Origin of the sequence: Burkholderia sp. BCC0044 (assembly GCF_902832955.1) — a bacterium.
Classification (GTDB): Bacteria; Pseudomonadota; Gammaproteobacteria; order Burkholderiales; family Burkholderiaceae; genus Burkholderia.
Map to the genome: position 1 here is coordinate 1 of NZ_CADFDO010000008.1, position 25,924 is coordinate 25,924.

Sequence of the window (25,924 nt, forward strand, 5' to 3'; positions counted from 1 at the left end):
AAGCTCGAATTCCTGACCGACGACGAGATCGCCGAATTCCGCGCGTACAAGCAGCGCGTCGACCCGAACGGGCGCTTCAACAAGGGCAAGCTGCTCGACGGCGCGGACCTGCGCAACGCGTACACGCCCAGCTTCGGGCTGATGGGCTACGAGTCGCTGATCATGCAGCAGTCCGACATCGGCGCGATCGCCGATTCGGTGAAGGACTGCCTGCGCTGCGGCAAGTGCAAGCCGGTGTGCGCGACCCACGTGCCGCGCGCGAACCTGCTGTACAGCCCGCGCAACAAGATCCTCGCGACGTCGCTGCTGGTCGAGGCGTTCCTGTACGAGGAACAGACGCGCCGCGGCGTGTCGATCAAGCACTGGGACGAGTTCAACGACGTGGCCGACCACTGCACGGTGTGCCACAAGTGCGCGACGCCGTGCCCGGTGAAGATCGACTTCGGCGACGTGACGATGAACATGCGCAACCTGTTGCGCAAGATGGGCAAGAAGAAGTTCAACGCCGGCAATGCGGCGGGCATGTTCTTCCTGAACGCGACCAATCCGCAGACGATCAACCTCGCGCGCGGCGTGATGATGGGCGTGGGCTACAAGGTGCAGCGCTTCGCGAACGACATGCTGAAGAAGGTCGTGACGAAGCAGACGCAGCACCCGCCGGCGACGACGGGCAAGCCGCCGGCGGTCGAGCAGGTGATCCACTTCGTGAACAAGAAGATGCCGGGCAACCTGCCGAAGAAGACGGCGCGGGCGCTGCTGGACATCGAGGACAACAAGATCGTGCCGATCATCCGCAACCCGAAGTCGACGACCGTCGATTCGGAGGCGGTGTTCTACTTCCCGGGCTGCGGCTCCGAGCGGCTGTTCTCGCAGGTGGGGCTCGCGACGCAGGCGATGCTGTGGGAGGCGGGCGTGCAGACGGTGCTGCCGCCGGGCTACCTGTGCTGCGGCTATCCGCAGCGCGGCTCGGGGCAGTACGACAAGGCCGAGAAGATCGTGACCGACAACCGCGTGCTGTTCCACCGCGTCGCGAACACGCTGAACTACCTCGACATCAAGACGGTGGTGGTGTCGTGCGGCACGTGCTACGACCAGCTGGCCGGGTATGAATTCGACAAGATCTTCCCGGGTTGCCGGATCATCGACATTCACGAGTTCCTGCTCGAGAAGGGGATGAAGCTCGACGGGGTGACGGGCACGCGCTACATGTATCACGACCCGTGCCACACGCCGATCAAGACGATCGACCCGGTGAAGCTCGTCAACGAACTGATGGGTTCGGAGAAGGACGGCTACAGGATCGAGAAGAACGATCGCTGCTGCGGTGAGTCGGGCACGCTGGCGGTGACGCGTCCGGACGTGTCGACGCAGGTCCGCTTCCGCAAGGAAGAGGAGATCCGCAAGGGGGCGGCGAAGCTGCGCGCGATTCCGGTGGTGGCCGGTGAAGCGCCGGCGCCTGCGCCGGCCGCGGCGGGCGCGAGCGGTCCGGACGTGAAGATCCTGACGAGCTGCCCGTCGTGCCTGCAGGGGCTGTCGCGTTACAACGAGGACGCGAACATCGAAGCCGACTACATCGTGGTCGAAATCGCACGCCAGGTGCTCGGCGAGAACTGGATGGCCGATTATGTCGCACGGGCCAACCATGGCGGGATCGAGCGCGTGCTGGTCTAATGCGGGCATGACGATCGCCCGACCGGGCCAGGAATGAGCGGGCGCCGGCATAACCATGCCGGCGCCCGTCCACATGGGAGCGACGATGGAATGCGTGTTTTGCCGTGAAGACGGCGGCGAGGTGCTCTGGCAGGACGATGCGCTGCGCGTCGTGCTGGCCACGGCCGAGCACGACTACCCGGGCTTCTGCCGGGTGATCTGGGGCGCGCACGTGGCCGAGTTCTCCGATCTCGGCGAGCCCGAGCGGGCACATCTGATGCGCGTGGTCTACGCGGTCGAGCGGGCCGTGCGCCGCGTGATGCAGCCGAACAAGGTGAATCTCGCGAGCCTCGGCAACATGGTGCCGCACGTGCACTGGCACGTGATTCCGCGCTTTTCCAACGATGCCCATTTCCCGCAGCCCGTGTGGGCGCCGCGCCAGCGCAGCGTGTCCGAGGCGCTGCTGCGCTCGCGCGCGGCGCAGGCCTCGCTGCTGCACAATGCGGTGCGCGAGGAAATTCAACGCATGACCGATTCGAGGCAGCCATGAGCGGTTTGACTTCCACGACGCCGATTCCGTCCGGCGTCGTCGTGCACGCGGTGTCGCGCGTGCTCGAATTGCAGTACCCGAACGGCGAGAACTTCCGGATTCCGTTCGAGCTGATGCGCGTGTATTCGCCGTCGGCCGAGGTACGCGGCCACGGGCCCGGCCAGGAGACGCTGCAGACCGGCAAGCGCGAAGTGACGATCACCGCGCTCGAGGGCGTCGGCAACTACGCGCTGCAGCCGACGTTCTCGGACGGCCATTCGACCGGCATCTACTCGTGGGACCTGCTGTACGAACTGGCGACGCAGCAGGACGCGCTGTGGCGCGACTATTTCGACAAACTGAAGGCGGCGGGCGTCGAACGCGACGCCCCGATGCAGGCGGCCGGCGCGCCGCACGGCCACTGCCACTGAAATCGACGGCGCCCGCTCGGCGCCGTCTTGCCATTTACTGAGGATCAACGCGATGAGCAAAACCCACTTCGGCTTCGAAAGCGTCGAGGAAAACGAAAAAGCGAAGAAAGTGGCGGGCGTGTTTCATTCGGTCGCGAGCAACTACGATCTGATGAACGACCTGATGTCGGCGGGCATGCACCGCGCGTGGAAGGCGTTCACGATCGCGCAGGCGAACGTGCGCCCCGGCTTCAAGGTGCTCGACATCGCGGCCGGCACCGGCGACCTGACGAAGTCGTTCGCGAAGGCGGCCGGGCCGACGGGCGAGGTCTGGCATACCGACATCAACGAATCGATGCTGCGGGTCGGCCGCGACCGCCTGCTCGACAAGGGCATCGTGACGCCGTCGCTGTTGTGCGACGCCGAGAAAATTCCGTTTCCGGACAACTACTTCGACGTGGTCACGGTCGCGTTCGGGCTGCGCAACATGACGCACAAGGATGCCGCGCTCGCCGAGATGCGCCGCGTGACGAAGCCCGGCGGCCGCGTGATGGTGCTGGAATTCTCGAAAGTCTGGGATCCGCTGAAAAAGGCGTACGATCTGTATTCTTTCAAAGTATTACCGTGGCTTGGCGACAAGTTCGCGAAAGATGCTGAAAGTTATCGGTATCTTGCTGAATCTATCCGGATGCACCCCGATCAGGACACGCTGAAGACGATGATGGAACAAGCGGGCCTCGATGCCGTCAAATATTACAATTTGTCAGGTGGCGTGGTAGCTTTACACCTAGGGACCAAGTACTAAGGGGTTCTTTCCCTACATTCGTCTTACATTCGGAGAAGCTGATGTCTGAATCGCGTTCGTTGTTCAACCGTAGCAAGCCGTCGAAGCCGTGGGCTCGACGGGTCGGCACGCTGCTGATGGTCGGCCTGCTCACGGCCGGCACGTTCGCATCGCTCGACGCCGAAGCCCGGCGCATGGGCGGCGGGCGCAGCATCGGCCGCCAGAATTCCTCCGTCACGCAGCGCCAGGCCACGCCGCCCGCGCAGCAGCCGATGCAGCAGGCCGCGCCGTCGCAGGCGCAGCGTACGAATCCGGCCGCGCCCACGCCGGCCGCGCAGCCCAACCGCTCGCGCTGGCTCGGGCCGATCGCCGGTCTCGCGGCCGGTCTGGGCATCGCGGCGCTGTTGTCGCACTTCGGTCTCGGCGGCGCCTTCGCAAGCATGATGGCGAACGTCATCGTGATCGCGTTGCTCGCGATGGTCGGCATCTGGCTCGTCCGCAAGTTCATGAACCGCCGTCGTCCGCAGGAGCCGGCGTATTCGGTCGGCGGCGCGTCGTCGTCGTCGGGCGGCTACTCGCAAAGCCCGTCGTTCCAGCAAAGCAACACCGGCAGCAACTATGCCGGTAGCGGCAGCAGCTATGCGAACGAAGCGCAGGGCGTGTTCGGCGGTGGCGCAGCGGCCGCCGGCGCAGCAGGCGCGATGGCGGCTGCACCGCTCCAGGTGCCGGCCGGCTTCGACACCGAAGCGTTCCTGCGCAGCGCGAAGGTCTACTTCGTGCGCCTGCAGGCGGCGTGGGACCAGGGCAACCTGGCCGATATCCGCGAGTTCACGACGCCCGAAATGTTCGCCGAGATCAAGATCGACCTCGATTCGCGCGGCAACGACGCGAACCAGACCGACGTCGTGCAGCTCGACGCGGAACTGGTCGCGATCGAGGATCGCGGCATCGAGCAGTCGGCGAGCGTGCGCTTCCACGGCCTGATCCGCGAAGCGGCGAATACGTCGGCTGCGCCGTTCGACGAGGTGTGGAACCTGTCGAAGTCGGGCAGCCAGGGCTGGCTGCTCGCGGGTATCCAGCAGATCAACACGCACTGAGCGTGACCGGCGGCCGGCGCCGCCGCGCACCCGGGCGACGGCCGCCGCACTGCGACCGCTTGCCGCCCGGGTGTACGGTCAGGCACGGTCTGCCGCCGATCCGACGTTACAATAGAAACCCGCGTGGGCGCCCGGCCTGCGCGGGTTTTTTCTTTCCCAGCCCGATGACCTTTGCCGCCAAGCCTTTTGCCGCTGCCGTCAATCACCTGCTCGCGCGCGAATCGTGGGCGCGCGACCGCCTGATTCCCTATGCGGGCAAGACTGCCCGGATCGACGTGCCTCCCGTCACGCTCACGCTGCTGGTGCAGCCCGACGGTTATCTGTCGGCCGTCGACGCGCACGATGCGCAACAGGTCGACGTGTCGATCGCGCTTGCCGGCGACACGGTCGCCGCGTTCCTGCAGGGCGGCCAGGCGGCCGTGATGAAGCACGTGAAGATCGAAGGCGACGCGGAATTCGCGACGCAGATCGCGAAGCTGGCCGAGCACCTGCGCTGGGAACCGGAAGAAGATCTCGCGAAGCTGGTTGGCGACGCGGCGGCGTACCGGATCGCGACGGTCGTGCGCGACGCCGGCGCGCGCGCGCGCCGCACCGGCCGCAACGTGCTCGATTCCGTCGCCGAATACTGGCTCGACGAAAACCCGCAAGTCGTCCGGCGCGCGTCGCTCGGCGGCTTCGACGCCGAACTGGCGCGCGCACGCGATGCGCTCGCGCGGGTCGAAAAGCGGGTCGAGCGACTCGAACAAAAAATCGGCGCGCGCACGGGTTCCGGCCCGCGCGGCGCGCACTGAGGGCCGCAGGGCATGCGCATTTTCCGTTTCATCAAGATTGTCTACACCGTCATCCGCTTTGGTCTCGACGAAGTGATGCTGTCCCGGATCGACGACCGGCGCGTGAAGCTGCTGCTGCGGATCACGACGATCGGCCGCCGCTTCTCCGATCCGCCCGCCGTGCGGCTGCGCCACGCGCTCGAAAGCCTCGGCCCGATCTTCGTGAAGTTCGGCCAGGTGCTGTCGACGCGCCGCGACCTGCTGTCGGTCGATTTCGCGAACGAACTCGCGAAGCTGCAGGACCAGGTGCCGCCGTTCGATTCGGCCGTCGCGATCGCGATCATCGAGAAGTCGCTCGGCGCGCCGGTCGACGAGCTGTTCGACGAATTCGAGCGCGAGCCGATCGCGAGCGCGTCGATCGCGCAGGTGCATTTCGCGAAGCTCAAGCAGGGCGTGCACGCGGGCAAGGCGGTGGCCGTCAAGGTGCTGCGGCCGAACATGCTGCCGGTGATCGATTCCGACCTCGCGCTGATGCGCGACATCGCGACGTGGACCGAGCGCATGTGGGCCGACGGCCGGCGCCTGAAGCCGCGCGAGGTCGTCGCCGAATTCGACAAGTACCTGCACGACGAGCTCGACCTGATGCGCGAGGCCGCGAACGGCAGCCAGCTGCGGCGCAACTTCGCGGGCCTCGACCTGCTGCTCGTGCCGGAAATGTTCTGGGATTTCTCGACGTCGCAGGTGCTCGTGATGGAGCGCATGACCGGCGTGCCGATCAGCCAGGTCGAGACGCTGCGCTCGGCCGGCGTCGACATCAAGAAGCTCGCGCGCGAAGGCGTCGAGATCTTCTTCACGCAGGTGTTCCGCGACGGCTTCTTCCATGCGGACATGCACCCCGGCAACATCCAGGTGAGCCTCGACCCGAACACGTTCGGCCGCTATATCGCGCTCGATTTCGGGATCGTCGGCGCGCTGTCCGATTTCGACAAGAATTACCTCGCGCAGAACTTTCTCGCGTTCTTCAAGCGCGACTACCACCGCGTCGCGACGCTCCACCTCGAATCGGGCTGGGTGCCGCCCGAGACGCGCGTCGAGGAACTCGAAAGCGCGATCCGCGCGGTGTGCGAGCCGTATTTCGATCGCGCGCTGAAGGACATCTCGCTCGGCCAGGTGCTGATGCGCCTGTTCTCGACGTCGCGCCGCTTCAACGTCGAGATCCAGCCGCAGCTCGTGCTGCTGCAGAAGACGATGCTGAACGTCGAAGGGCTCGGTCGCTCGCTCGACCCGGAACTCGACCTGTGGAAGACCGCGAAGCCGTATCTCGAGCGCTGGATGACCGAGCAGATCGGCCTGCGCGGCTGGTACGAGCGGTTCAAGGTCGAGGCGCCGCAGTGGAGCAAGACGCTGCCGCAACTGCCGCGCCTGATCCACCATGTGCTGGCCGCGCGCCACGATGCGCCGCGCGCCGCGAGCGAGGAGCTGATGCGTCAGGTGCTCGTCGAGCAGAAGCGGACGAACCGGCTGCTGCAGGCGTTGCTGATCTTCGGCCTGGCCGTCGGTGTCGGGGCGCTCGTCGCGCGCGTGCTGCTCGCGCTCGCGTACGGCGCTTGACCGAAAGGAGCACGGCGATGTCCGATCCGAAGCAACCGGCCGCGCCGTCGGCCGCCGATTTCGCGACGCGCGACCCGGGCAGTGCGTCGTTCTGGAACGAGCGCTTCGCGCGCGGCGTGACGCCGTGGGAATTCGGCGGCGTGCCGGACGGCTTTCGCGTGTTCGCGCAGCGGCGCGAGCCGTGCGCGGTGCTGATTCCCGGTTGCGGCAGTGCGCAGGAGGCCGGATGGCTCGCGCAGGCCGGCTGGCCGGTGCGGGCGATCGATTTCGCCGCGCAGGCGGTCGCTGCGGCGAAGGCGCAGCTCGGCGCGCATGCGGACGTCGTCGAGCAGGCCGATTTTTTCGCGTACCGGCCGCCGTTCGACGTGCAGTGGGTGTACGAGCGCGCGTTCCTGTGCGCGTTGCCGCCGAGCCTGCGCGCCGGTTATGCGGCGCGGATGGCCGAGCTGCTGCCCACGGGCGGATTGCTGGCCGGCTATTTCTTCGTGGTGGCCAAACCGAAGGGGCCGCCGTTCGGGATCGAGCGCGCGGAACTCGACGCGCTGCTCGCGCCGCACTTCGAGCTGCTCGAGGATTTGCCCGTGACCGATTCGCTGGCCGTGTTCGACGGTCACGAGCGCTGGCTCACGTGGCGTCGCCGCTGATGCGCGGGCGTCGCGGCGATTGCCGGAGCGCGCCGGGGTTTCGGCTATAATTCAAGGTTTTGCAAGCCGTTTCCAGTTTCTGCGGGAAAAATATCATGCCGATCTACGCCTATCGATGCGAAGCGTGCGGTTTCGCGAAGGACGTGCTCCAGAAGATGAGCGACGCGCCGCTGTCGCAATGCCCTGAATGCGGGAAGGATGCTTTTCGCAAACAGGTGACCGCCGCCGGTTTCCAGCTGAAGGGCTCGGGGTGGTATGTCACCGATTTCCGCGGCGGCTCGGGCGGCGCCAGCGCACCGGCGACGGCGTCGGGCGACGCGGCGCCGGCAGCACCCGCGGCGGAAGCTCCCGCCGCGGCCGCGCCGGCTGCGGCGAGCAGTGCGGGCAGCACCACGACGACGAGCGCCGCGCCGGCACCGGCCGCGACGCCCGCCGCCGGCAGTTGACCGTCGCGGCCCGGCCGGGTCGCGACCAACCCGCGCTTCCGGCGCGGTTCATTGACGGCAGATGATGAAAAAGACGACCCTGAAAACGGTGTTCCTGACCGGCTTGCTGGTTCTCGTCCCGCTCGCGATCACGCTGTGGGTGCTCGGCCTCATCATCGGCACGATGGACCAGACGCTGCTCCTGCTGCCCGAATCGTGGCAGCCCGAGCGGATGCTCGGCTTCCATCTGCCGGGGATCGGCGCGGTGCTGACGCTCGCGTTCATCTTCGTGGTCGGGCTGGCCACGCAGAACTTCATCGGCCAGAAGCTCGTCACGTGGTGGAACGCGGTCGTGCGTCACATCCCGGTCGTCGGGCCGATCTACACGAGCGTCAAGCAGGTATCGGACACGCTGCTGTCGAGCAGCGGCAACGCGTTCCGCAAGGCGCTGCTGATCGAATACCCGCGCCGCGGCTCGTATACGATCGCGTTTCTGACCGGCACGCCCGGCGGCGACGTGGTCAACCATCTGACGGAAGAGTACGTGAGCGTGTACGTGCCCACGACGCCGAACCCGACGTCGGGCTTCTTCCTGATGCTGCCGAAGAGCGAAGTCATCGAACTCGACATGTCGGTCGATGCCGCGCTCAAGTACATCGTCTCGATGGGCGTCGTGGCGCCTTCGGCGCCGGCTCCGGCGCCCGCCCGCCGTCCCGTCGAGCCGCCGCTGTAAGTAAAGAATCATCGCCCGGGCCGCGCGTTGCGGCGCCCGTTGATCAAACCGAACGAAAGCAAACATCATGTCGATGCGTACTGAATACTGCGGTCTCGTGACCGAACACCTGCTGGGCCAAACCGTGTCGCTGTGCGGCTGGGTGCAGCGCCGCCGCGATCACGGCGGTGTGATCTTCATCGACCTGCGCGATCGTGAAGGCCTCGTGCAGGTGGTGTGCGACCCGGATCGCGCCGAGATGTTCGCGACCGCCGAAGGCGTGCGCAACGAATTCTGCGTGCAGATCAAGGGCCTCGTGCGCAACCGTCCGGACGGCACGGTCAACGCCGGCCTGAAGAGCGGCAAGATCGAAGTGCTGTGCCACGAGCTGAACGTGCTGAACGCGTCGGTCACGCCGCCGTTCCAGCTCGACGACGACAACCTGTCGGAAACGACGCGTCTCACGCACCGCGTGCTCGACCTGCGCCGCCCGCAGATGCAGCACAACCTGCGTCTGCGCTATCGCGTCGCGATCGAGGCGCGCAAGTACCTCGACGAGCAGGGCTTCATCGACATCGAAACGCCGATGCTGACGAAGAGCACGCCGGAAGGCGCGCGCGACTATCTCGTGCCGTCGCGCGTGAACGCGGGCCAGTTCTTCGCGCTGCCGCAGTCGCCGCAGCTGTTCAAGCAGCTGCTGATGGTCGCGAACTTCGACCGTTACTACCAGATCACCAAGTGCTTCCGCGACGAGGATCTCCGCGCCGACCGTCAGCCGGAATTCACGCAGATCGACTGCGAAACGTCGTTCCTCGGCGAGCAGGAAATCCGTGACCTGTTCGAAGACATGATCCGTCACATCTTCAAGACGACGATCGACGTCGAACTCGACGCGACATTCCCGGTGATGCCGTACTCGGAAGCGATGGCGCGTTTCGGTTCGGACAAGCCGGACCTGCGCGTGCAGCTCGAATTCACCGAGCTGACCGACGCGATGAAGGACGTCGACTTCAAGGTGTTCAGCACCCCGGCCAACGCGAAGGACGGCCGTGTCGCGGCGCTGCGCGTGCCGAAGGGCAGCGAGCTGTCGCGCGGCGACATCGACGGCTACACGGAATTCGTGCGCATCTACGGCGCGAAGGGCCTCGCGTGGATCAAGGTCAACGAGAAGGCGAAGGGCCGCGACGGCCTGCAAAGCCCGATCGTGAAGAACCTGCACGACGCATCGATCGCGGCGATCCTCGAGCGCACCGGCGCTGAAGACGGCGACATCATCTTCTTCGCGGCCGACCGCGCGAAGGTCGTCAACGACAGCCTCGGCGCGCTGCGCCTGAAGATCGGCCATTCGGAGTTCGGCAAGGCGAACGGTCTCGTCCAGGCCGGCTGGAAGCCGCTGTGGGTCGTCGACTTCCCGATGTTCGAATACGACGACGAAGACGCGCGCTACGTTGCCGCGCACCACCCGTTCACGAGCCCGAAGGACGAGCACCTCGAGTATCTCGAGACCGACCCGGGCCGCTGCCTCGCGAAGGCATACGACATGGTGCTGAACGGCTGGGAAATCGGCGGCGGCTCGGTGCGTATCCACCGCGAGGAAGTGCAGAGCAAGGTGTTCCGCGCGCTGAAGATCGGTGCGGAAGAAGCGCAGTTGAAGTTCGGCTTCCTGCTGGACGCGCTGCAGTACGGCGCGCCCCCGCACGGCGGTATCGCATTCGGTCTCGACCGCATCGTCACGATGATGGCCGGCGCCGATTCGATCCGCGACGTGATCGCGTTCCCGAAGACGCAGCGCGCGCAGGATCTGCTCACGCAGGCGCCGAGCCCGGTCGACGAGCGTCAGTTGCGCGAGCTGCACATCCGTCTGCGTCAGCCGGAACAGCCGAAGGCGTAACGCGCTTCTCGCAGGTCGTGTGTGCGGTCACGCGCACACGACACCCATGAAAAAGGCGCAGCGATGCGCCTTTTTCATTTTTTGCGGTACAGTCGCAGCACTTGCCGTACGTTCGGAGCACCGGGTCGACGCACGGCCTCGTGCCGCATGAAACCAAGATGACGAAGCCGCCGAAAATTCCCGAATCCGTTCTCGTCGTGATCTACACGCCCGACCTCGATGTGCTCGTGATCAAGCGTGCCGACCAGCCCGATTTCTGGCAATCGGTCACCGGCTCGAAGGACGCGCTCGACGAGCCGCTCGCGCTCACCGCCGCGCGCGAAGTGGCCGAGGAAACCGGCATCGCGGTCGGCACGCCGGACGTGCCGGCCAGCGCGCTCGTCGACTGGCATCACCGGATCGAATACACGATCTATCCGCAATACCTGCACCGCTATGCGCCGGGCGTCACGCGCAACGTCGAGCACTGGTTCGGCCTGTGCGTGCCGCAGCGCGTCGACGTGACGCTGTCGCCGCGCGAGCACGTCGACCACGCGTGGCTGCCGTTCCGCGAGGCGGCCGCGCGCTGCTTCTCGCCGTCGAACGCCGAGGCGATCCTGCAATTGCCCGCGCGCGTGGCCCTCATGCGTGCGCCGCACGGCTCGTCCGCATGAATGCGGAGACCCGCAAGCGCTTCGCGCAATTGCGGCAGATGTTCCTGCAGGAGCGCGGCTCCGCGTCGCGGCTCGCGTTTACCGCCGGCAACACGGTGCGGCTGTGCGAAACCGGCGGCGAATTCTTTCACGCGCTGATCGAGCGGATCGACGCGGCCCGCGAGCAGGTGATGCTCGAAACCTACATCTTCTGCGACGACGCGGCCGGCCGCCCGGTGTCGGACGCGCTGATCCGCGCGGCGCAGCGCGGCGTGCGCGTGCGCGTGATCACCGACGGCATCGGCACCGCGCGCTTGCCGCTGTTCGACACATGGGCCGAAGCCGGCGTCGAGCACTGCATCTACAACCGCTTCCTGTTCGGCCGCTTCGGCTTCTCGCGCACCCACCGCAAGCTCGCGGTGATCGACCAGACGGCCGCGTTCTGCGGCGGCATCAACATCGTCGACGACTTCACGCAGGGCAGCGCGACGCTGCCGTTCCCGCGCTGGGATTTCGCGGTCGAGATGGCCGGGCCCGCGGTGTCCGACGTGCGCGCGGCGTTCGAGTTGCAGTGGCACCGGATCCAGTTCGGCCACAAGCCGTATGCGCAGTACGCGGCCGGGCTGCACGGCGGCGAAGCGTTCCCGGACATGTTCCGGCGCTGGATGCGCAGCCATCGATGGATCAAGGCCGGCGCGCTGCGGGTCGTGACCGAGCCGAGCGTCGCGTTCGTCGCGCGCGACAACGTCGTGAACCGGCGCGCGATCGAGAAGGCGTATCTCGCGGCGATCGGCCAGGCGCGCCAGCGGATCCTGCTCGCGAATCCGTACTTCATGCCGGGCCGCAAGCTGCGCCGCGCGCTGACGGGCGCGGCCCGGCGCGGTGTCGACGTGCAGGTGCTGATCGGCCGCAAGGAATTCACGGCGCTCGATACGGCCGTGCCGTTCCTGTATCACTCGCTGTTGCGCGCGGGCGTGCGCGTGGCGGAATACGACAAGACGATCCTGCACGGCAAGGTCGCCGTGATCGACGACAACTGGGCGACGGTCGGCTCGTCGAACCTGGACGCGCTGAGCCTGATGCTGAACAATGAAGCGAACGTCGTGCTGGTGCGCTACGATGCAGTGACGAACCAGTTGCGCGACGCGATCGCCACCGCATTCGCCGAAGGCCGGGAGATCGACGCCGCGCACTACGCCGCGCGCCCGCGCATCGAGCGGCTGCTGAACTGGCTGGCGTACAACACGTACCGCCTCGTGATGAAGGCGCTGACGGTCGGCGGTTACGACTGACGCCGACTAAGTATTCGCTTCAGAAAATCTGTCCGCACGTTCGTGCGGAAAAGCCGCTCCGGTCCCGCCGGAATCGCGCAAAATAGCGGCTCGGTTAGACACCGGTTTCTAATAATTTCCTTGTTTCGCGAGCGGCCGCACTCAATAATAGTACGGCCGTTCGATTTTATTCGAACCCCCGAACGGTTACAGAAATAGCTATGCGAAAAGGCGAACAGACGCGTGCCGCGATACTTGAAGCTGCTTTGGACCTCGCCAGCCGTGATGGGCTGGAGGGGCTGACGATCGGCCTGCTGGCCGAGCGCATGCAGATGAGCAAGAGCGGCGTGTTCGCGCACTTCGGATCGCGCGAGGACCTGCAGGTCGAGGTCGTCCGCGAGTACCACCATCGTTTCGAGAACGAGGTGTTCTTTCCGAGCCTGCGCGAGTCGCGCGGTCTGCCGCGTCTTCGGGCGATGCTGGCGCGCTGGATCGAGAAGCGCATCCAGGAGGTGACGACCGGGTGCATCTACATCAGTGGCGCAGTGGAGTACGACGACCGGCCGGACAGCCCCGTGCGCGAGCAGTTGATCGCGAGCGTGACCGCCTGGCGTGCCGCGTTGCTGCGCGCCATTTCGCAGGCGATGGAAGAAGGGCATCTGCGCGCGGATACGGATCCGGACCTGATGCTCTTCGAGTTGTACAGCTTCACGCTCGGCCTGCATCACGACGCACGCTTCCTGCATTCGCCGGACGCCGTGCGCCTCACGTGGGCCGCGCTGGAAAAGACGATTGTTTCGTATCAGAGCGAGAGCCGTTAGCGGCGCGTGACCCGCCCGCCAGGAGCTCGAGCCGTAGCCCACCTTTGGAGAGAGTCATGGGACAGTACGCCGCGCCGCTGCGCGACATGCAATTCGTGTTGCACGAGCTTCTGAACGTCGAAGCCGAAGTCAAGCAAATGCCCAAGCATGCGGACCTCGACGCCGACACGATCAACCAGGTCCTCGAGGAAGCGGGCAAGTTCTGCTCCGAGGTACTGTTCCCGCTGAACCAGGTCGGCGACCGCGAAGGCTGCACCTATGAAGGCGACGGCGTCGTGAAGACCCCGACCGGCTTCAAGGAAGCCTACCAACAATACGTCGAGGCCGGCTGGCCGGCGCTCGGCTGCGATCCGGACTACGGCGGCCAGGGCCTGCCCGCGTTCGTGAACAACGCGCTGTACGAAATGCTGAACTCGGCGAACCAGGCATGGACGATGTATCCGGGCCTGTCGCACGGTGCGTACGAATGCCTGCACGCGCACGGCGCGCCGGAACTGCAGCAGCAATACCTGCCGAAGCTCGTGTCGGGCGAATGGACGGGCACGATGTGCCTGACCGAGCCGCATTGCGGCACCGACCTCGGCATCCTGCGCACCAAGGCCGAACCGAACGGCGACGGCTCGTACTCGATCAGCGGCACGAAGATCTTCATCTCGAGCGGCGAGCACGACATGTCGAAGAACATCGTCCACCTCGTGCTCGCGCGCTTGCCGGACGCGCCGCAAGGCACGAAGGGGATCTCGCTGTTCATCGTGCCGAAGTTCATTCCGGACGCCTCGGGCGAGCCGGGCGAGCGCAACGGCATCAAGTGCGGCTCGATCGAACACAAGATGGGCATCCACGGCAACTCGACGTGCGTGATGAACCTCGACGGCGCGAAGGGCTGGCTGGTCGGCGAGCCGAACAAGGGCTTGAACGCGATGTTCGTGATGATGAATGCTGCACGCCTGGGCGTCGGCATGCAGGGCCTCGGCCTCACGGAAGTCGCGTACCAGAACTCGCTGACGTACGCGAAGGAACGCCTGCAGATGCGTTCGCTGACGGGCCCGAAGGCGCCGGACAAGCCGGCCGACCCGATCATCGTGCACCCGGACGTGCGCCGCATGCTGCTCACGCAGAAGGCCTACGCCGAAGGCGCGCGCGCGTTCACGTACTGGTCCGCGCTGCAGATCGACAAGGAGCTGTCGCACGCGGACGAAGCGGTGCGCAAGGAAGCGGCCGACCTCGTCGCGCTGCTCACGCCGATCATCAAGGCGTTCCTGACCGACAACGCGTTCGAGTCGACCAACCACGCGATGCAGATCTACGGCGGCCACGGCTTCATCTCCGAGTGGGGCATGGAGCAATACGTGCGCGACGCGCGGATCAACATGATCTACGAAGGCACGAACTCGATCCAGTCGCTCGACCTGCTGGGCCGCAAGGTGCTCGGCGACATGGGCGCAAAGTTGAAGAAGTTCGGCAAGCTCGTGACCGAATTCGCGGAAGCCGAAGGCGTGAAGCCGGAAATGGCCGAGTTCATCAACCCGCTCGCCGACATCGGTGAAAAGGTGCAGAAGCTGACGATGGAAATCGGCATGAAGGCGATGCAGAACCCGGACGAAGTCGGCGCGGCCGCCGTGCCGTACCTGCGCACCGTCGGCCACCTGGTGTTCTCGTACTTCTGGGCGCGCATGGCGCGTCTCGCCCTCGACAAGGAAGCGTCGGGCGACCGTAGCGGAGACCCGTTCTACAAGTCGAAGCTTGCGACGGCCCGCTTCTACTTCGCGCGTCTGCTGCCCGAAACGGCATCGACGATCCGCGCCGCGCGCGCCGGTTCGAAGACGCTGATGGAAGTCGACGAATCGCTGTTCTGACGCGAGTCCGGGCGGTGCGCGCCGCGTGCCGCGCCGCCCGAACGCAACGGTTCCTGGTACTCACTTCGCCGTGCAGCCCTCACATTCCGCGCTGCACGACACTATCCGGAGACATCCCGTGAGCAATTTCCTGATTCGCAAGGTCGCCGTGCTGGGCGCCGGCGTGATGGGCGCGCAGATCGCCGCGCACCTCGTCAACGCGCGCGTGCCGGTGCTGCTGTTCGACCTGCCGGCCAAGGAAGGCCCGAAAAACGCGATCGCGCTGAAGGCGATCGAGAACCTGAAGAAGCTGTCGCCCGCGCCGTTCGGCGTGAAGGATGATGCAAAGTACCTCGAAGCCGCCAACTACGAAGACGACATCGCGAAGCTCGCCGAATGCGACGTCGTGATCGAGGCGATCGCCGAGCGGATGGACTGGAAGCACGACCTGTACAAGAAGGTCGCGCCGCACATCGCGCCGAACGCGATCTTCGCGACCAACACGTCGGGCCTGTCGATCACGAAGCTGTCCGAAGGATTCTCGGACGAGCTGAAGGCGCGCTTCTGCGGCGTGCACTTCTTCAACCCGCCGCGCTACATGCACCTCGTCGAGCTGATCCCGACCGCGCACACGCGTCCGGAGATCCTCGACCAGCTCGAAACCTTTCTGACGAGCGTCGTCGGCAAGGGCGTCGTGCGCGCGAAGGACACGCCGAACTTCATCGCGAACCGCGTCGGCATCTTCTCGATCCTCGCGGTGATCACCGAGGCCGCGAAGTTCGGCCTGCGCTTCGACGAAGTTGACGACCTGACGGGCAGCCGCCTCGGCCGCGCGAAGTCGGCGACGTTCCGCACCGCGGACGTGGTCGGCCTCGACACGATGGCGCACGTGATCAAGACGATGCAGGACAACCTCGCCGACGATCCGTTCTTCCCGGTCTACCAGACGCCTGCCGTGCTCGCCGAACTGGTGAAGCAGGGCGCGCTCGGCCAGAAGACAGGCGGCGGGTTCTACAAGAAGGAAGGCAAGGCGATCAAGGTGCTCGACGCGAAGACGGGCAGCTACGTCGATTCGGGCGCGAAGGCGGACGAAACGGTCGGCCGCATCCTGAAGCGCCCGCCGGCAGAACGCCTGAAGCTGCTGCGCGAGACCGATCATCCGCATGCGCAGTTCCTGTGGTCGATCTTCCGCGACGTGTTCCACTACATCGGCGTGCATCTCGAGTCGATCGCCGACAACGCGCGCGACGTCGACCTCGCGATCCGCTGGGGCTTCGGCTGGAACGAAGGCCCGTTCGAAGGCTGGCAGGCCGCCGGCTGGAAGCAGGTCGCCGAGTGGGTGCAGGAAGACATCGCGGCCGGCAAGGCGCTCGCGAACGTACCGCTGCCGTCGTGGGTGCTCGAAGGCCCGGTCGCCGAGCAGGGCGGCGTGCACACGGCCGAAGGCTCGTGGGCGCCGGCATCGAAGCGCTTCGTGCCGCGTTCGGACCTGGCCGTGTACGGCAAGCAGGTGTTCCGCGCGCCGCTGCTGGGCGAAGCGGGTGCCGATCCGAAGACGTACGGCAAGACGCTGTTCGAAACCGACGCGGTGCGCGCGTGGGTCGACGATCGTGCCGGTGAAGACGACGTCGTGATCGTGTCGTTCAAGTCGAAGATGAACACGATCGGACCGAGCGTGATCGACGGCCTCGTGCAGGCGATCGAACTCGCGGAGAAGGACTACAAGGGCGTGGTGATCTGGCAGCCGACGTCGCTGAAGCTCGGCACGCCGGGCGGCCCGTTCTCGGCCGGCGCGAACCTCGAAGAGGCGATGCCCGCGTTCATGATGGGCGGCGCGAAGGGCATCGAGCCGTTCGTCAAGAAGTTCCAGCAAGGCATGCTGCGCGTGAAGTACGCGAACGTGCCGGTCGTCGCGGCCGTGTCGGGCATCGCGCTCGGCGGCGGGTGCGAGCTGATGCTGCACAGCGCGAAGCGCGTCGTGCACGTCGAGAGCTACATCGGTCTCGTCGAAGTGGGCGTCGGCCTCGTGCCGGCGGGCGGCGGCCTGAAGGAAGCGGCGCTGCGTGCAGCGGACGCCGCGACGGCCGCGAACGCGACCACCGACATCCTGAAGTTCGTCACGAAGTCGTTCGAGAACGCGGCGATGGCGAAGGTGTCGGCGTCCGCGCACGACGCCCGTGCGATGGGCTACGTGAAGCCGTCCGACACGATCGTCTTCAACGTGTTCGAACTGCTCGACACCGCGAAGAAGGAAGCGCGTGCGCTGGCCGACACCGGCTATCGCGCACCGCTGCGCGCGAAGGACGTGCCGGTCGCGGGCCGTTCGGCGATCGCGACGATCAAGGCGTCGCTCGTCAACATGCGTGACGGCCGCTTCATCAGCGACCACGACTACCTGATCGCGAGCCGCATCGCCGAAGCCGTGTGCGGCGGCGACGTCGAAGCCGGCAGCCTCGTCGACGAAGAATGGCTGCTCGCGCTGGAGCGCCGCGCGTTCGTCGAGCTGCTCGGCACGCAGAAGACGCAGGAACGGATCATGGGCATGTTGCAGACCGGCAAGCCGGTGCGTAACTGAGCGAGCAGACAAGGAGTCTGAAATGAGCAAACAACTGCAAGACGCATACATCGTCGCCGCCAGCCGCACCCCGATCGGCAAGGCCCCGCGCGGTGTCTTCAAGAACACGCGCCCCGACGAGCTGCTGGTTCACGCGATCAGGTCGGCGGTCGCGCAGGTGCCCGGTCTCGACACGAAGGTGATCGAGGACGCGATCATCGGCTGTGCGATTCCGGAAGCCGAGCAGGGCCTGAACGTCGCGCGCATGGGCGCGCTGCTCGCCGGGCTGCCGCAGACGGTCGGCGGCGTGACGGTCAACCGCTTCTGCGCGTCGGGCATCACCGCGCTGGCGATGGCGGCCGACCGTATCCGCGTCGGCGAATCTGACGCGATCTTCGCGGGCGGCTGCGAATCGATGAGCATGGTGCCGATGATGGGCAACAAGCCGTCGATGTCGCCGCACATCTTCGATCGCAGCGAAGACTTCGGCATCGCATACGGGATGGGCCTGACGGCCGAGCGCGTCGCCGAGCAGTGGAAGGTGAGCCGCGACGACCAGGACGCGTTCTCGGTCGAGTCGCACCGCAAGGCGCTCGCCGCGCAGCAGGCCGGCGAATTCGGCGACGAAATCGCTGCGTACACGCTCACCGAGCGGTTCCCGAACCTCGCGACCGGCGAAGTCGACGTGAAGACGCGCGAGATCAAGCTCGACGAAGGTCCGCGCGCGGATACGTCGCTCGAAGGCCTCGCGAAGCTGCGCACGGTGTTCGCGAACAAGGGCTCGGTCACGGCCGGCAACAGCTCGCAGACGTCGGACGGCGCCGGTGCGCTGCTCGTCGTGTCGGAGAAGGTGCTGAAGGAATTCAACCTGACGCCGCTCGCGCGCTTCGTGAGCTTCGCGGTGCGCGGCGTGCCGCCGGAAATCATGGGCATCGGCCCGAAGGAAGCGATTCCGGCCGCGCTGAAGGCCGCCGGCCTGAAGCAGGACGATCTCGACTGGATCGAGCTGAACGAAGCGTTCGCCGCGCAGTCGCTGGCGGTGATGCGCGATCTCGGCCTCGATCCGTCGAAGGTCAACCCGATGGGTGGCGCGATCGCACTGGGCCACCCGCTCGGCGCGACCGGCGCGATCCGCGCGGCAACCGTCGTGCACGGCCTGCGCCGCCGCAACCTGAAGTACGGGATGGTCACGATGTGCGTCGGCACCGGCATGGGTGCGGCGGGCATCATCGAACGCCTGTAAGCGGGACGCGACGACAAGCGACGACGGTGCGCGGGCCACGAGCTCGCGCACCGTTTTTTCATTCCGGTAGAGACACTCAAAGGAGACGGTTGTGGCCGACATTCAAGTGGAACGCGCCGACGGCGTGATGACGATCACGATCGCACGCCCGGCGAAGAAGAACGCGCTGACGGCGGCGATGTACCAGACGATGGCCGATGCGCTCGCGGACGCACAGGAAGACAAGGCGACGCGCGTGATCCTGCTGCGCGGCAGCGACGGCAATTTCAGCGCGGGCAACGATCTCGAGGATTTCCTGAAGGCCCCGCCGAAGGACGACACCGCATCGGTGTTCCAGTTCCTGGCGCGGATCAGCAGCGCGAGCAAGCCGGTCGTGGCGGCGGTGCCGGGCATCGCGGTCGGCGTCGGCGTGACGATGCTGCTGCACTGCGATCTGGTCTACGCGGCCGACACCGCGACGTTCTCGCTGCCGTTCGTGCAGCTCGGGCTGTGCCCGGAAGCCGCGTCGAGCGCACTGCTGCCGCGGCTGGCCGGCCATCAGGTCGCCGCCGAGAAGCTGCTGCTGGGCGAGGCGTTCGACGCGCTGGAAGCGCACCGGATCGGCATCGTCAACCGCGTGCTGCCGGCGGCCGAGCTGGACGCATTCGCGGCGAAGCAGGCGGCGAAGCTGGCGGCGCTGCCGGCGGCATCGTTGCGTGTGACGAAGGCGCTGCTCAAGGATACCGGCGGCGTGGCGACGCCCGCGCGGATGGCCAAGGAAGCCGCGCACTTCTCCGAGATGCTGCGCGCGCCGGAAGCGCGCGAGGCGATGACCGCGTTCTTCGAGAAGCGCAAGCCGGATTTCCGTCAGTTTGACTGATGGAGCAGGCCGCGCCGGCGGCGGATCGCCGGTGCGCGGCCTGGAGCGCGATCAGGCCGTGCCGTAGTCGACGTGGCCCGTTTCGCGGCAGAAGCTGACGAGCCGCAAGCCGGCCGCCTTCGCGATGTCGATCGCGAGCGACGACGGCGCGGAGATGGTCGCGACCAGCGGGATGCCGACCCGCGCGGCCTTGCGCACGAGCTCGTAGCTCGCGCGGCTCGACAGGAACACGAAGCCGTCGGTGGTATCGGCGCGCGCCAGCACGAGCGAGCCGATCAGCTTGTCGAGCGCGTTGTGGCGGCCGACGTCCTCGAATGCCATGCGGATCGCGCCTGTTGCATCGCACCACGCGGCCGCATGCAGGCCGCCGGTCAGTTTCGTCAGCGCCTGATGCGCCGGCAGCGCATGCGCGGCATGCGCGAGCGCGTCGGGCGCGAGGCGCGCGAGAAAGCCGGTATCGGGCACGCGTTCGGGCGCGAGGTCGAGCAGGTCGATGCTCTCGATGCCGCAGACGCCGCAGCCCGTGCGCCCCGCGAGCGCGCGGCGCCGGTCCTTCAGCGCGGCGAACGCCTGCTGGACGACTTCCAGGTGGACTTCCGCATGCGGCAGCGGCGCGTCGGCGTGCAGGATCACCTCGATGTCCTTGATGTCGCTGCCGCGCGCGACGATCCCTTCCGAGATCGCGAAGCCGACCGCGAACGCTTCGAGGTCGCATGGCGTACACATCATTACCGCGTGCGAGATGCCGTTGAAGACGAGTGCGACCGGCCATTCCTGGCCGACGAAGTCGTACGCGGTTTCGACCGCGCCGCCGCGCGTGCGGCGCACGGGCAGCTCGATCGCGCCGCGCGGTTCGTCGCGCGATGCGTCGCGCGGTGCGTCTGATTGGGTCGGATTCACGAGCACTCCCGTTGATTCGAAGTGCGGCCGGCGACGATCGTGCCGCCGCCCGCGCGCAGAGGTTCTAAAATACCTCAGGCAAGCCGGCCGCGCCGGCATCCGCCACGTCAGGTAACGACCATGGGACTCAGCGACGCTCCGTTGCTCTTCAACTTCGAACACGATTCGTCGGAAAACTTCACGTATATCCCGATGATCGTGCGTTTCAATCTCGACCGCTTCGGGCTGCGTATTTCGCTCGACCAGTGGCAACTGCTGCCGCTCGAGGACCGCAAGCTGCTCGCGCGCTTTCCGGCCGACGACGACACCGCGATCGAGCCCAACTTCGATCACGCGCTGTTCGAAATGCTGCGCACGCATGCCGATCTGGAGCCGTCATGGTTCCAGCCGGACGAGCAGCCGGCCTGGCGCGCCGTCGACACGGTGCCGGCGTCGCTCGTGCAGCAGAGCGCGCTGGCCGGGCTGCCGGCGCCCGCGCTCGCGCAGTGGCAGCGGCTCGCGCCGTTCCAGCGCTACGTGCTGGTCAAGCTGTCGCGCAAGCCGACGCTGAATCACGATTTCGTGCCCGCGATGCGGGAATTCGGGCTGACGGCCACGCACTGACGGCCGCATGCTGTGCCGCGGCGCAGCGCTTGCCCGCGTTAGAGCGGCGGCAGTTGCCGCGGCTTGCGGTCCGGGCCGGTCGCGACGTAGGTGAGCGTCGCTTCGGTAACTTTGACGACTTCGCCCATCAGGCGCATGCGTTGCGCGTACACCTCGACGTCGACCGTGATCGACGTGTTGCCGGTGCGCATGATGGTGGCGTAGAAGCTCAGCAGATCGCCGACGAATACCGGCTGCTTGAACACGAACGAGTTGACCGCGACCGTCGCGACGCGGCCGTTCGCGCGCTGGCTCGCCGGAATCGAGCCGGCGATGTCGACCTGCGACATGATCCAGCCGCCGAACACGTCGCCGTGAACGTTCGCGTCGTGCGGTTGCGGGACGACGCGCAGCGCGGGCTGCTTCTGCGGGAGTTCGAGGGTCGAATCGGTCATGGCGGGGGCTTTCATCCTGTAATTAAATGAGCCGCCGCGCGCAGGCTGGCCGGCGAGGCCGCCGGCAGCGGCGCGAAGCGGCTTCTGCGACAATACAACGTTCGCAAATTGTACGAGAAAGCGCGCGAGCCGGCCGTCGATACGCGCGTCCGGCATCGCCGCAGGACCTTTTCCCCATGCGCCGATTTCCCGCTTCCGGCGAGCCCGCGCCGGCTTCGACCGGGCCTCGCAACGACTGGCAGACCATCCGGTCGCTGCTGCCGTACCTGACCACCTACAAATGGCGCGTCGCGCTCGCGCTCGGCTGCCTGATCGGCGCGAAGGTCGCGAACCTCGGCGTGCCGGTCGTGATGAAGCGCATCGTCGATCACCTGTCCGCCGTGCAGCAGCTCACCGCGCTCGGCCGTGCCGAGCAGTCGGCCGGGATCATCCTCGCGGGCGGCGTCGGGCTGCTGGTCGTCGCGTATGCGCTCGTGCGGCTGTCGACGTCGCTCTTCACCGAGCTGCGCGAGATCCTGTTCTCGAAGGTCACCGAGAGCGCGGTGCGCCAGCTCGCGCTGCAGGTGTTCCGGCATCTGCACGGGCTGTCGCTGCGGTTCCATCTCGAACGCCAGACCGGCGGCATGTCGCGCGACATCGAGCGCGGCACGCGCGGCATCCAGCAACTGATTTCGTACTCGCTGTACAGCATCCTGCCGACGCTCGTCGAGGTCGGGCTCGTGCTCGGCTTCTTCGTGGTCAAGTACGAGGCGTACTACGCGTACGTGACGTTCGCGGCGCTCGTCACGTACATCGTGTTCACCGTGAAGGTCACCAACTGGCGCACGCACTTCCGCCGCACGATGAACGAACTCGATTCGCGTGCGAATTCGCGCGCGATCGACTCGCTGATCAACTACGAGACGGTGAAGTACTTCGGCAACGAGGAGTGGGAAGCGCAGCGCTACGACGAGAACCTGAAGCGCTACCGGAAGGCCGCGATCCGCTCGCAGAACTCGCTGTCGGTGCTGAACTTCGGCCAGCAGGCGATCATCGGCACGGGGCTCGTGTTCATCCTGTGGCGCGCGACCCAGGGCGTGCTCGCGGGCAAGCTGACGCTCGGCGATCTCGTGCTGATCAACACGTTCATGCTGCAGCTGTACATTCCGCTGAACTTCCTCGGCGTCGTCTATCGCGAGCTGAAGCAGAGCCTCACCGACATGGACCGGATGTTCGGGCTGCTGTCGGCGCCGAAGGAGGTGGCCGACCGGCCCGATGCGCGGCCGCTCGCGGTGGCCGGCGCGCAGGTGCGCTTCGAGCACGTGAACTTCGCCTACGAGCCGTCGCGGCAGATCCTGCACGACGTGACGTTCACGATCGAGGCCGGCACGACGACCGCGGTGGTCGGTCACAGCGGTTCGGGGAAATCGACGCTGTCGCGGCTGCTGTTCCGCTTCTACGATCTCGACCGCGAGACGGGCGGCGCGATCCGGATCGACGGGCAGGACATTCGCGACGTCACGCAGGAATCGCTGCGCGCGTCGATCGGGATCGTGCCGCAGGACACCGTGCTGTTCAACGACTCGATCTACTACAACATCGCGTACGGCCGGCCGACGGCGACCCGCGACGAGGTGGTCGCGGCCGCGCGCGCCGCACATATCCACGACTTCATCGAAACGTTGCCGAAGGGCTATGACACGCCGGTCGGCGAGCGCGGGCTGAAGCTGTCCGGCGGCGAGAAGCAGCGCGTCGCGATCGCGCGCACGCTGCTGAAGGACCCGCCGGTGCTGCTGTTCGACGAAGCGACGTCGGCGCTCGATTCGCGCTCCGAGCGCGCGATCCAGCACGAACTCGACCAGATCGCGCGGCATCGCACGACGCTCGTGATCGCGCACCGGCTGTCGACGGTCGTGCACGCGCAGCAGATCCTCGTGATGGACCACGGGCGAATCGTCGAGCGCGGCACGCACGACGAACTCGTGCGCGCCGATGGGCTGTATGCGCAGATGTGGGCGCTGCAGCAGCAGCGCGCGGCGGCGGGCGGGGAAGAGGCCGAAGCCGCGTAACGGCTTGGCGGCGTGCTGCGTGCAGTGGCGCGCGGCGAGAGCGGGAGCGGGCGGTGTGCCGGCTGTCCGGCAACCTGCGGCGTGGCGCCGTCATGGCTGGGCGAGCCGGCGGAGCGTCTCCGGCATCCGCTCCCGGATCGGTTCGCGGCTGGTCGACCGCGCGCCGTCAACGGCCTGTCAGCCCATCGGCCGCCACGCCGGGGAACCGGCAGTCGGTCGCGAAACGATCAGCTTGCCGCGGCGCGCAGCCGCGCGTCGAGTTCGCCGAGCTGCGCGGGCGTGCCGACGTTTTCCCAGATCCCTTCGTACAGTTCGCCGGTCGCCAGTCCGGCCTCGATCGTTGCCTTGAAGTAGGGCGACAGCGCGCGGTGCGTGCCGGGCACGATGTCGCGGAACATCCGCGTGTCGTACAGGCCGATGCTGCCGAACGTGACGCGTTCGCCGCCGTCGAGCGACAGGCGCCCGTCGCCACCGAGCACGAAATCGCCCGCCGGATGAAACGGCGGGTTCGGCACCATCACGAGATGCATCGCGGGTGTATCGAGCGCGGCCATGTGCGCCGCACGTGCGGCGAGCGTCCGATAGTCGAATGCGCAGTACACGTCGCCGGCCACCGCGACGAACACCGTCGGCTGCCCGTCGCGCTCGAGCAGCGGCAGCGCCTGCGCGATGCCGCCCGCGGTTTCGAGCGCTTCGCCTTCGGCCGAATACGCGAGCCGCACGCCCCAGCGCGAACCATCGCCGAGCGCGGCCTCGATCTGCTCGCCGAGCCACGCGTGGTTGATCACGATCGTCTCGATGCCCGCCCGCGCGAGCGCTTCGATCTGCCACACGATCAGTGGTTTGCCGCCGGCCTCGAGCAGCGGCTTCGGGCGGGTATCGGTCAGCGGGCGCATCCGTTCGCCGCGCCCGGCGGCGAAGATCATCGCCGTGGTGAGGGTAGTGCTCATGTTCGACTGGGTGTGAGAACGGTCAGAACGTATAGCCGACGTCGGCCGGCGCGTTGCCCTCGAGCTCGTCGAGCAGCTTCGCGAACGGCACGAGCGGGCGATAGCGCAGCGCGACCTTGCGCGCATAGGTCAGGAAGCGCGGCAGGTCGTTCAGGTAGTGCGGCTTGCCGTCGCGGTAGTTGATGCGCGCGAACAGGCCGAGGATCTTGATATGGCGCTGCAGCCCCATCCATTCGAGCTGGCGGTAGAACTCGCCGAAATCCGGGTCGACCGGCAGGCCGGCCTTCTTCGCCTTTTCCCAGTAGTACGCGAAGCAGTCGAGCTCGAACTCCTCGTCCCAGCTGATGAACGCATCGCGCAGCAGCGACACGACGTCGTAGGTCAGCGGCCCGTAGACGGCGTCCTGGAAGTCGAGCACGCCCGGGTTCGGCTCGCAGACCATCAGGTTGCGCGGCATGAAGTCGCGCAGCATGAAGCCCTGCGGCTGCGCATGCGCGCTCGCGACCAGCAGCGCGAAGGTGCGGTCGAGCGTGCCGCGCATCGCGTCGGTGACCGGCTTGCCGAGGTGGCGGCCGACGAACCATTCGGGCAGCAGCTCCATCTCGCGGCGCAGGAACGCCTCGTCGAACGGCGGCAGCACGTCGGGCTTCGACGTGAGCTGGAAGCGGATCAGCGCGTCGAGCGCGGCGCGCATCAGCGGGCGGGCCGCAATCGGGTCGGCCGGATCGAGCACCGAGATGTACGACGTGCGGCCGAGGTCGGTCACGAGCAGGAAGCCCGCGTCGAAATCGTGGGCCAGCACGTCCGGCACGTGGTCGCCGGCCGCGGCGAGCAGCTGCGCGACCTGGACGAACTCGCGGCACTTCTCGGGCGGCGGCGCATCGACCGCGATCAGCGAGCCGCCGGGGCTCGTGGCCGACGCGACGCGGAAATAGCGGCGGAAACTGGCGTCCGACGAGGCGGGCGCGAGGGTCGACAGATCGAGGGCGTAGCGCCCGGCGAGCGGGTGCAGCCATGCGGTGAGCGCGTCGAGGCGGGCGTCGGGCTGGGATGCGGCGGATGGGGGCGTCATGAAACTCGGCGGAGGGGGGAACGTCTTGCCATATAATACCCCACGACTTTTTTGACGCGCCCCGCGTCAGCTTCCGCCGTGCAGGCCCGCCGCCTGTCGCGCCGTCCGCCCGATCGCCTCCCCGGTTTGCGAAGAGCCGCAGTCGCGGCTCGACGGCGCGGCCCGCCGCGCGCGAAGGT

The 25,924-nt window shown here is 66.9% G+C and carries 24 protein-coding genes; 20 read left to right on the top strand and 4 right to left on the bottom strand.

Features of this window, described 5'->3' with window-relative positions:
- From HWX14_RS33040 to HWX14_RS33125, 18 genes are all read left to right on the top strand, one after another.
- Positions 1–1,671: DUF3400 domain-containing protein (locus tag HWX14_RS33040; RefSeq protein ID WP_175886359.1), on the top strand; the 1,671-nt coding region annotated here is incomplete at its 5' end.
- 85 nt (positions 1,672–1,756) lie between these two features.
- Entirely contained in the window at positions 1,757–2,200 is a 444-nt protein-coding gene (locus HWX14_RS33045; RefSeq protein WP_126363292.1) for an HIT family protein, read from the top strand.
- Positions 2,197–2,610, top strand: a complete 414-nt coding sequence (locus tag HWX14_RS33050) for a DUF971 domain-containing protein (RefSeq protein WP_027785404.1) — start codon at positions 2,197–2,199, stop codon at positions 2,608–2,610. The genes HWX14_RS33045 and HWX14_RS33050 overlap by 4 nt, the downstream gene beginning before the upstream one ends.
- 52 nt (positions 2,611–2,662) lie before the next feature.
- Positions 2,663–3,394, top strand: a complete 732-nt coding sequence (gene ubiE, locus HWX14_RS33055) for a bifunctional demethylmenaquinone methyltransferase/2-methoxy-6-polyprenyl-1,4-benzoquinol methylase UbiE (protein ID WP_011546189.1) — start codon at positions 2,663–2,665, stop codon at positions 3,392–3,394.
- A gap of 41 nt (positions 3,395–3,435) precedes the next feature.
- Positions 3,436–4,470: a TIM44-like domain-containing protein gene (locus HWX14_RS33060; protein WP_175886360.1), complete on the top strand. Its 1,035-nt coding sequence runs from the start codon at positions 3,436–3,438 to the stop codon at positions 4,468–4,470.
- Positions 4,471–4,634: 164 nt separating this feature from the next.
- Complete coding sequence (locus HWX14_RS33065; protein ID WP_006487883.1) at positions 4,635–5,261, top strand: SCP2 sterol-binding domain-containing protein; 627 nt, start codon at positions 4,635–4,637, stop codon at positions 5,259–5,261.
- A gap of 12 nt (positions 5,262–5,273) precedes the next feature.
- Positions 5,274–6,851, top strand: a complete 1,578-nt coding sequence (gene ubiB, locus HWX14_RS33070; protein ID WP_175886361.1) for a ubiquinone biosynthesis regulatory protein kinase UbiB — start codon at positions 5,274–5,276, stop codon at positions 6,849–6,851.
- 17 nt (positions 6,852–6,868) lie between these two features.
- The gene (locus HWX14_RS33075; RefSeq protein ID WP_175886362.1) at positions 6,869–7,495 is read left to right on the top strand and encodes an SAM-dependent methyltransferase; all 627 of its coding nucleotides are present in this window, start codon (positions 6,869–6,871) and stop codon (positions 7,493–7,495) included.
- Positions 7,496–7,590: 95 nt separating this feature from the next.
- Positions 7,591–7,941: an FmdB family zinc ribbon protein gene (locus HWX14_RS33080; RefSeq protein ID WP_175886363.1), complete on the top strand. Its 351-nt coding sequence runs from the start codon at positions 7,591–7,593 to the stop codon at positions 7,939–7,941.
- Positions 7,942–8,002: 61 nt separating this feature from the next.
- Entirely contained in the window at positions 8,003–8,653 is a 651-nt protein-coding gene (locus tag HWX14_RS33085; protein ID WP_006477842.1) for a DUF502 domain-containing protein, read from the top strand.
- A 67-nt stretch (positions 8,654–8,720) separates the two neighbouring features.
- Complete coding sequence (gene aspS / locus HWX14_RS33090; protein ID WP_175886364.1) at positions 8,721–10,523, top strand: aspartate--tRNA ligase; 1,803 nt, start codon at positions 8,721–8,723, stop codon at positions 10,521–10,523.
- 158 nt (positions 10,524–10,681) lie between these two features.
- Complete coding sequence (nudB, locus tag HWX14_RS33095) at positions 10,682–11,176, top strand: dihydroneopterin triphosphate diphosphatase (protein ID WP_175886365.1); 495 nt, start codon at positions 10,682–10,684, stop codon at positions 11,174–11,176.
- On the top strand, positions 11,173–12,447 hold the full coding sequence (gene clsB, locus HWX14_RS33100; RefSeq protein WP_175886366.1) for a cardiolipin synthase ClsB: 1,275 nt from the start codon (positions 11,173–11,175) through the stop codon (positions 12,445–12,447). The genes nudB and clsB overlap by 4 nt, the downstream gene beginning before the upstream one ends.
- Positions 12,448–12,647: 200 nt before the next feature.
- Complete coding sequence (locus tag HWX14_RS33105) at positions 12,648–13,247, top strand: TetR/AcrR family transcriptional regulator (protein ID WP_050014686.1); 600 nt, start codon at positions 12,648–12,650, stop codon at positions 13,245–13,247.
- Between the two features lie 56 nt (positions 13,248–13,303).
- The gene (locus HWX14_RS33110; RefSeq protein ID WP_175886367.1) at positions 13,304–15,103 is read left to right on the top strand and encodes an acyl-CoA dehydrogenase C-terminal domain-containing protein; all 1,800 of its coding nucleotides are present in this window, start codon (positions 13,304–13,306) and stop codon (positions 15,101–15,103) included.
- Between the two features lie 118 nt (positions 15,104–15,221).
- On the top strand, positions 15,222–17,657 hold the full coding sequence (locus HWX14_RS33115; RefSeq protein ID WP_175886368.1) for a 3-hydroxyacyl-CoA dehydrogenase/enoyl-CoA hydratase family protein: 2,436 nt from the start codon (positions 15,222–15,224) through the stop codon (positions 17,655–17,657).
- A 22-nt stretch (positions 17,658–17,679) separates the two neighbouring features.
- Positions 17,680–18,879: an acetyl-CoA C-acyltransferase gene (locus HWX14_RS33120; protein WP_050014680.1), complete on the top strand. Its 1,200-nt coding sequence runs from the start codon at positions 17,680–17,682 to the stop codon at positions 18,877–18,879.
- Positions 18,880–18,970: 91 nt separating this feature from the next.
- Entirely contained in the window at positions 18,971–19,738 is a 768-nt protein-coding gene (locus HWX14_RS33125) for an enoyl-CoA hydratase (protein WP_175886369.1), read from the top strand.
- A gap of 51 nt (positions 19,739–19,789) precedes the next feature.
- Here the strand turns inward: HWX14_RS33125 and fdhD are convergent, their stop codons facing one another.
- Positions 19,790–20,644, bottom strand: coding sequence for a formate dehydrogenase accessory sulfurtransferase FdhD (fdhD, locus tag HWX14_RS33130; RefSeq protein ID WP_175886370.1), 855 nt, complete (start codon positions 20,642–20,644; stop codon positions 19,790–19,792).
- Between the two features lie 114 nt (positions 20,645–20,758).
- Between fdhD and HWX14_RS33135 the strand changes: the two genes are divergently transcribed.
- A complete protein-coding gene (locus HWX14_RS33135; RefSeq protein ID WP_175886371.1) occupies positions 20,759–21,241 on the top strand; it encodes a nitrate reductase associated protein in 483 nt (160 codons plus the stop codon).
- 38 nt (positions 21,242–21,279) lie between these two features.
- Here HWX14_RS33135 and HWX14_RS33140 read toward each other — a convergent pair whose 3' ends face one another.
- Positions 21,280–21,675: an acyl-CoA thioesterase gene (locus tag HWX14_RS33140; protein WP_006485741.1), complete on the bottom strand. Its 396-nt coding sequence runs from the start codon at positions 21,673–21,675 to the stop codon at positions 21,280–21,282.
- Positions 21,676–21,851: 176 nt separating this feature from the next.
- Between HWX14_RS33140 and HWX14_RS33145 the strand changes: the two genes are divergently transcribed.
- Positions 21,852–23,723, top strand: coding sequence for an ABC transporter ATP-binding protein/permease (locus tag HWX14_RS33145; protein WP_175886372.1), 1,872 nt, complete (start codon positions 21,852–21,854; stop codon positions 23,721–23,723).
- A gap of 227 nt (positions 23,724–23,950) precedes the next feature.
- Here HWX14_RS33145 and murU read toward each other — a convergent pair whose 3' ends face one another.
- Positions 23,951–24,673, bottom strand: coding sequence for an N-acetylmuramate alpha-1-phosphate uridylyltransferase MurU (gene murU / locus HWX14_RS33150; protein ID WP_175886373.1), 723 nt, complete (start codon positions 24,671–24,673; stop codon positions 23,951–23,953).
- Between the two features lie 22 nt (positions 24,674–24,695).
- Positions 24,696–25,745 carry a phosphotransferase gene (locus tag HWX14_RS33155; protein ID WP_175886374.1) on the bottom strand — a complete coding sequence of 350 codons (1,050 nt, stop codon included), beginning with the start codon at positions 25,743–25,745 and terminating at the stop codon, positions 24,696–24,698.
- Between the last annotated feature and the right edge of the window lie 179 nt (positions 25,746–25,924).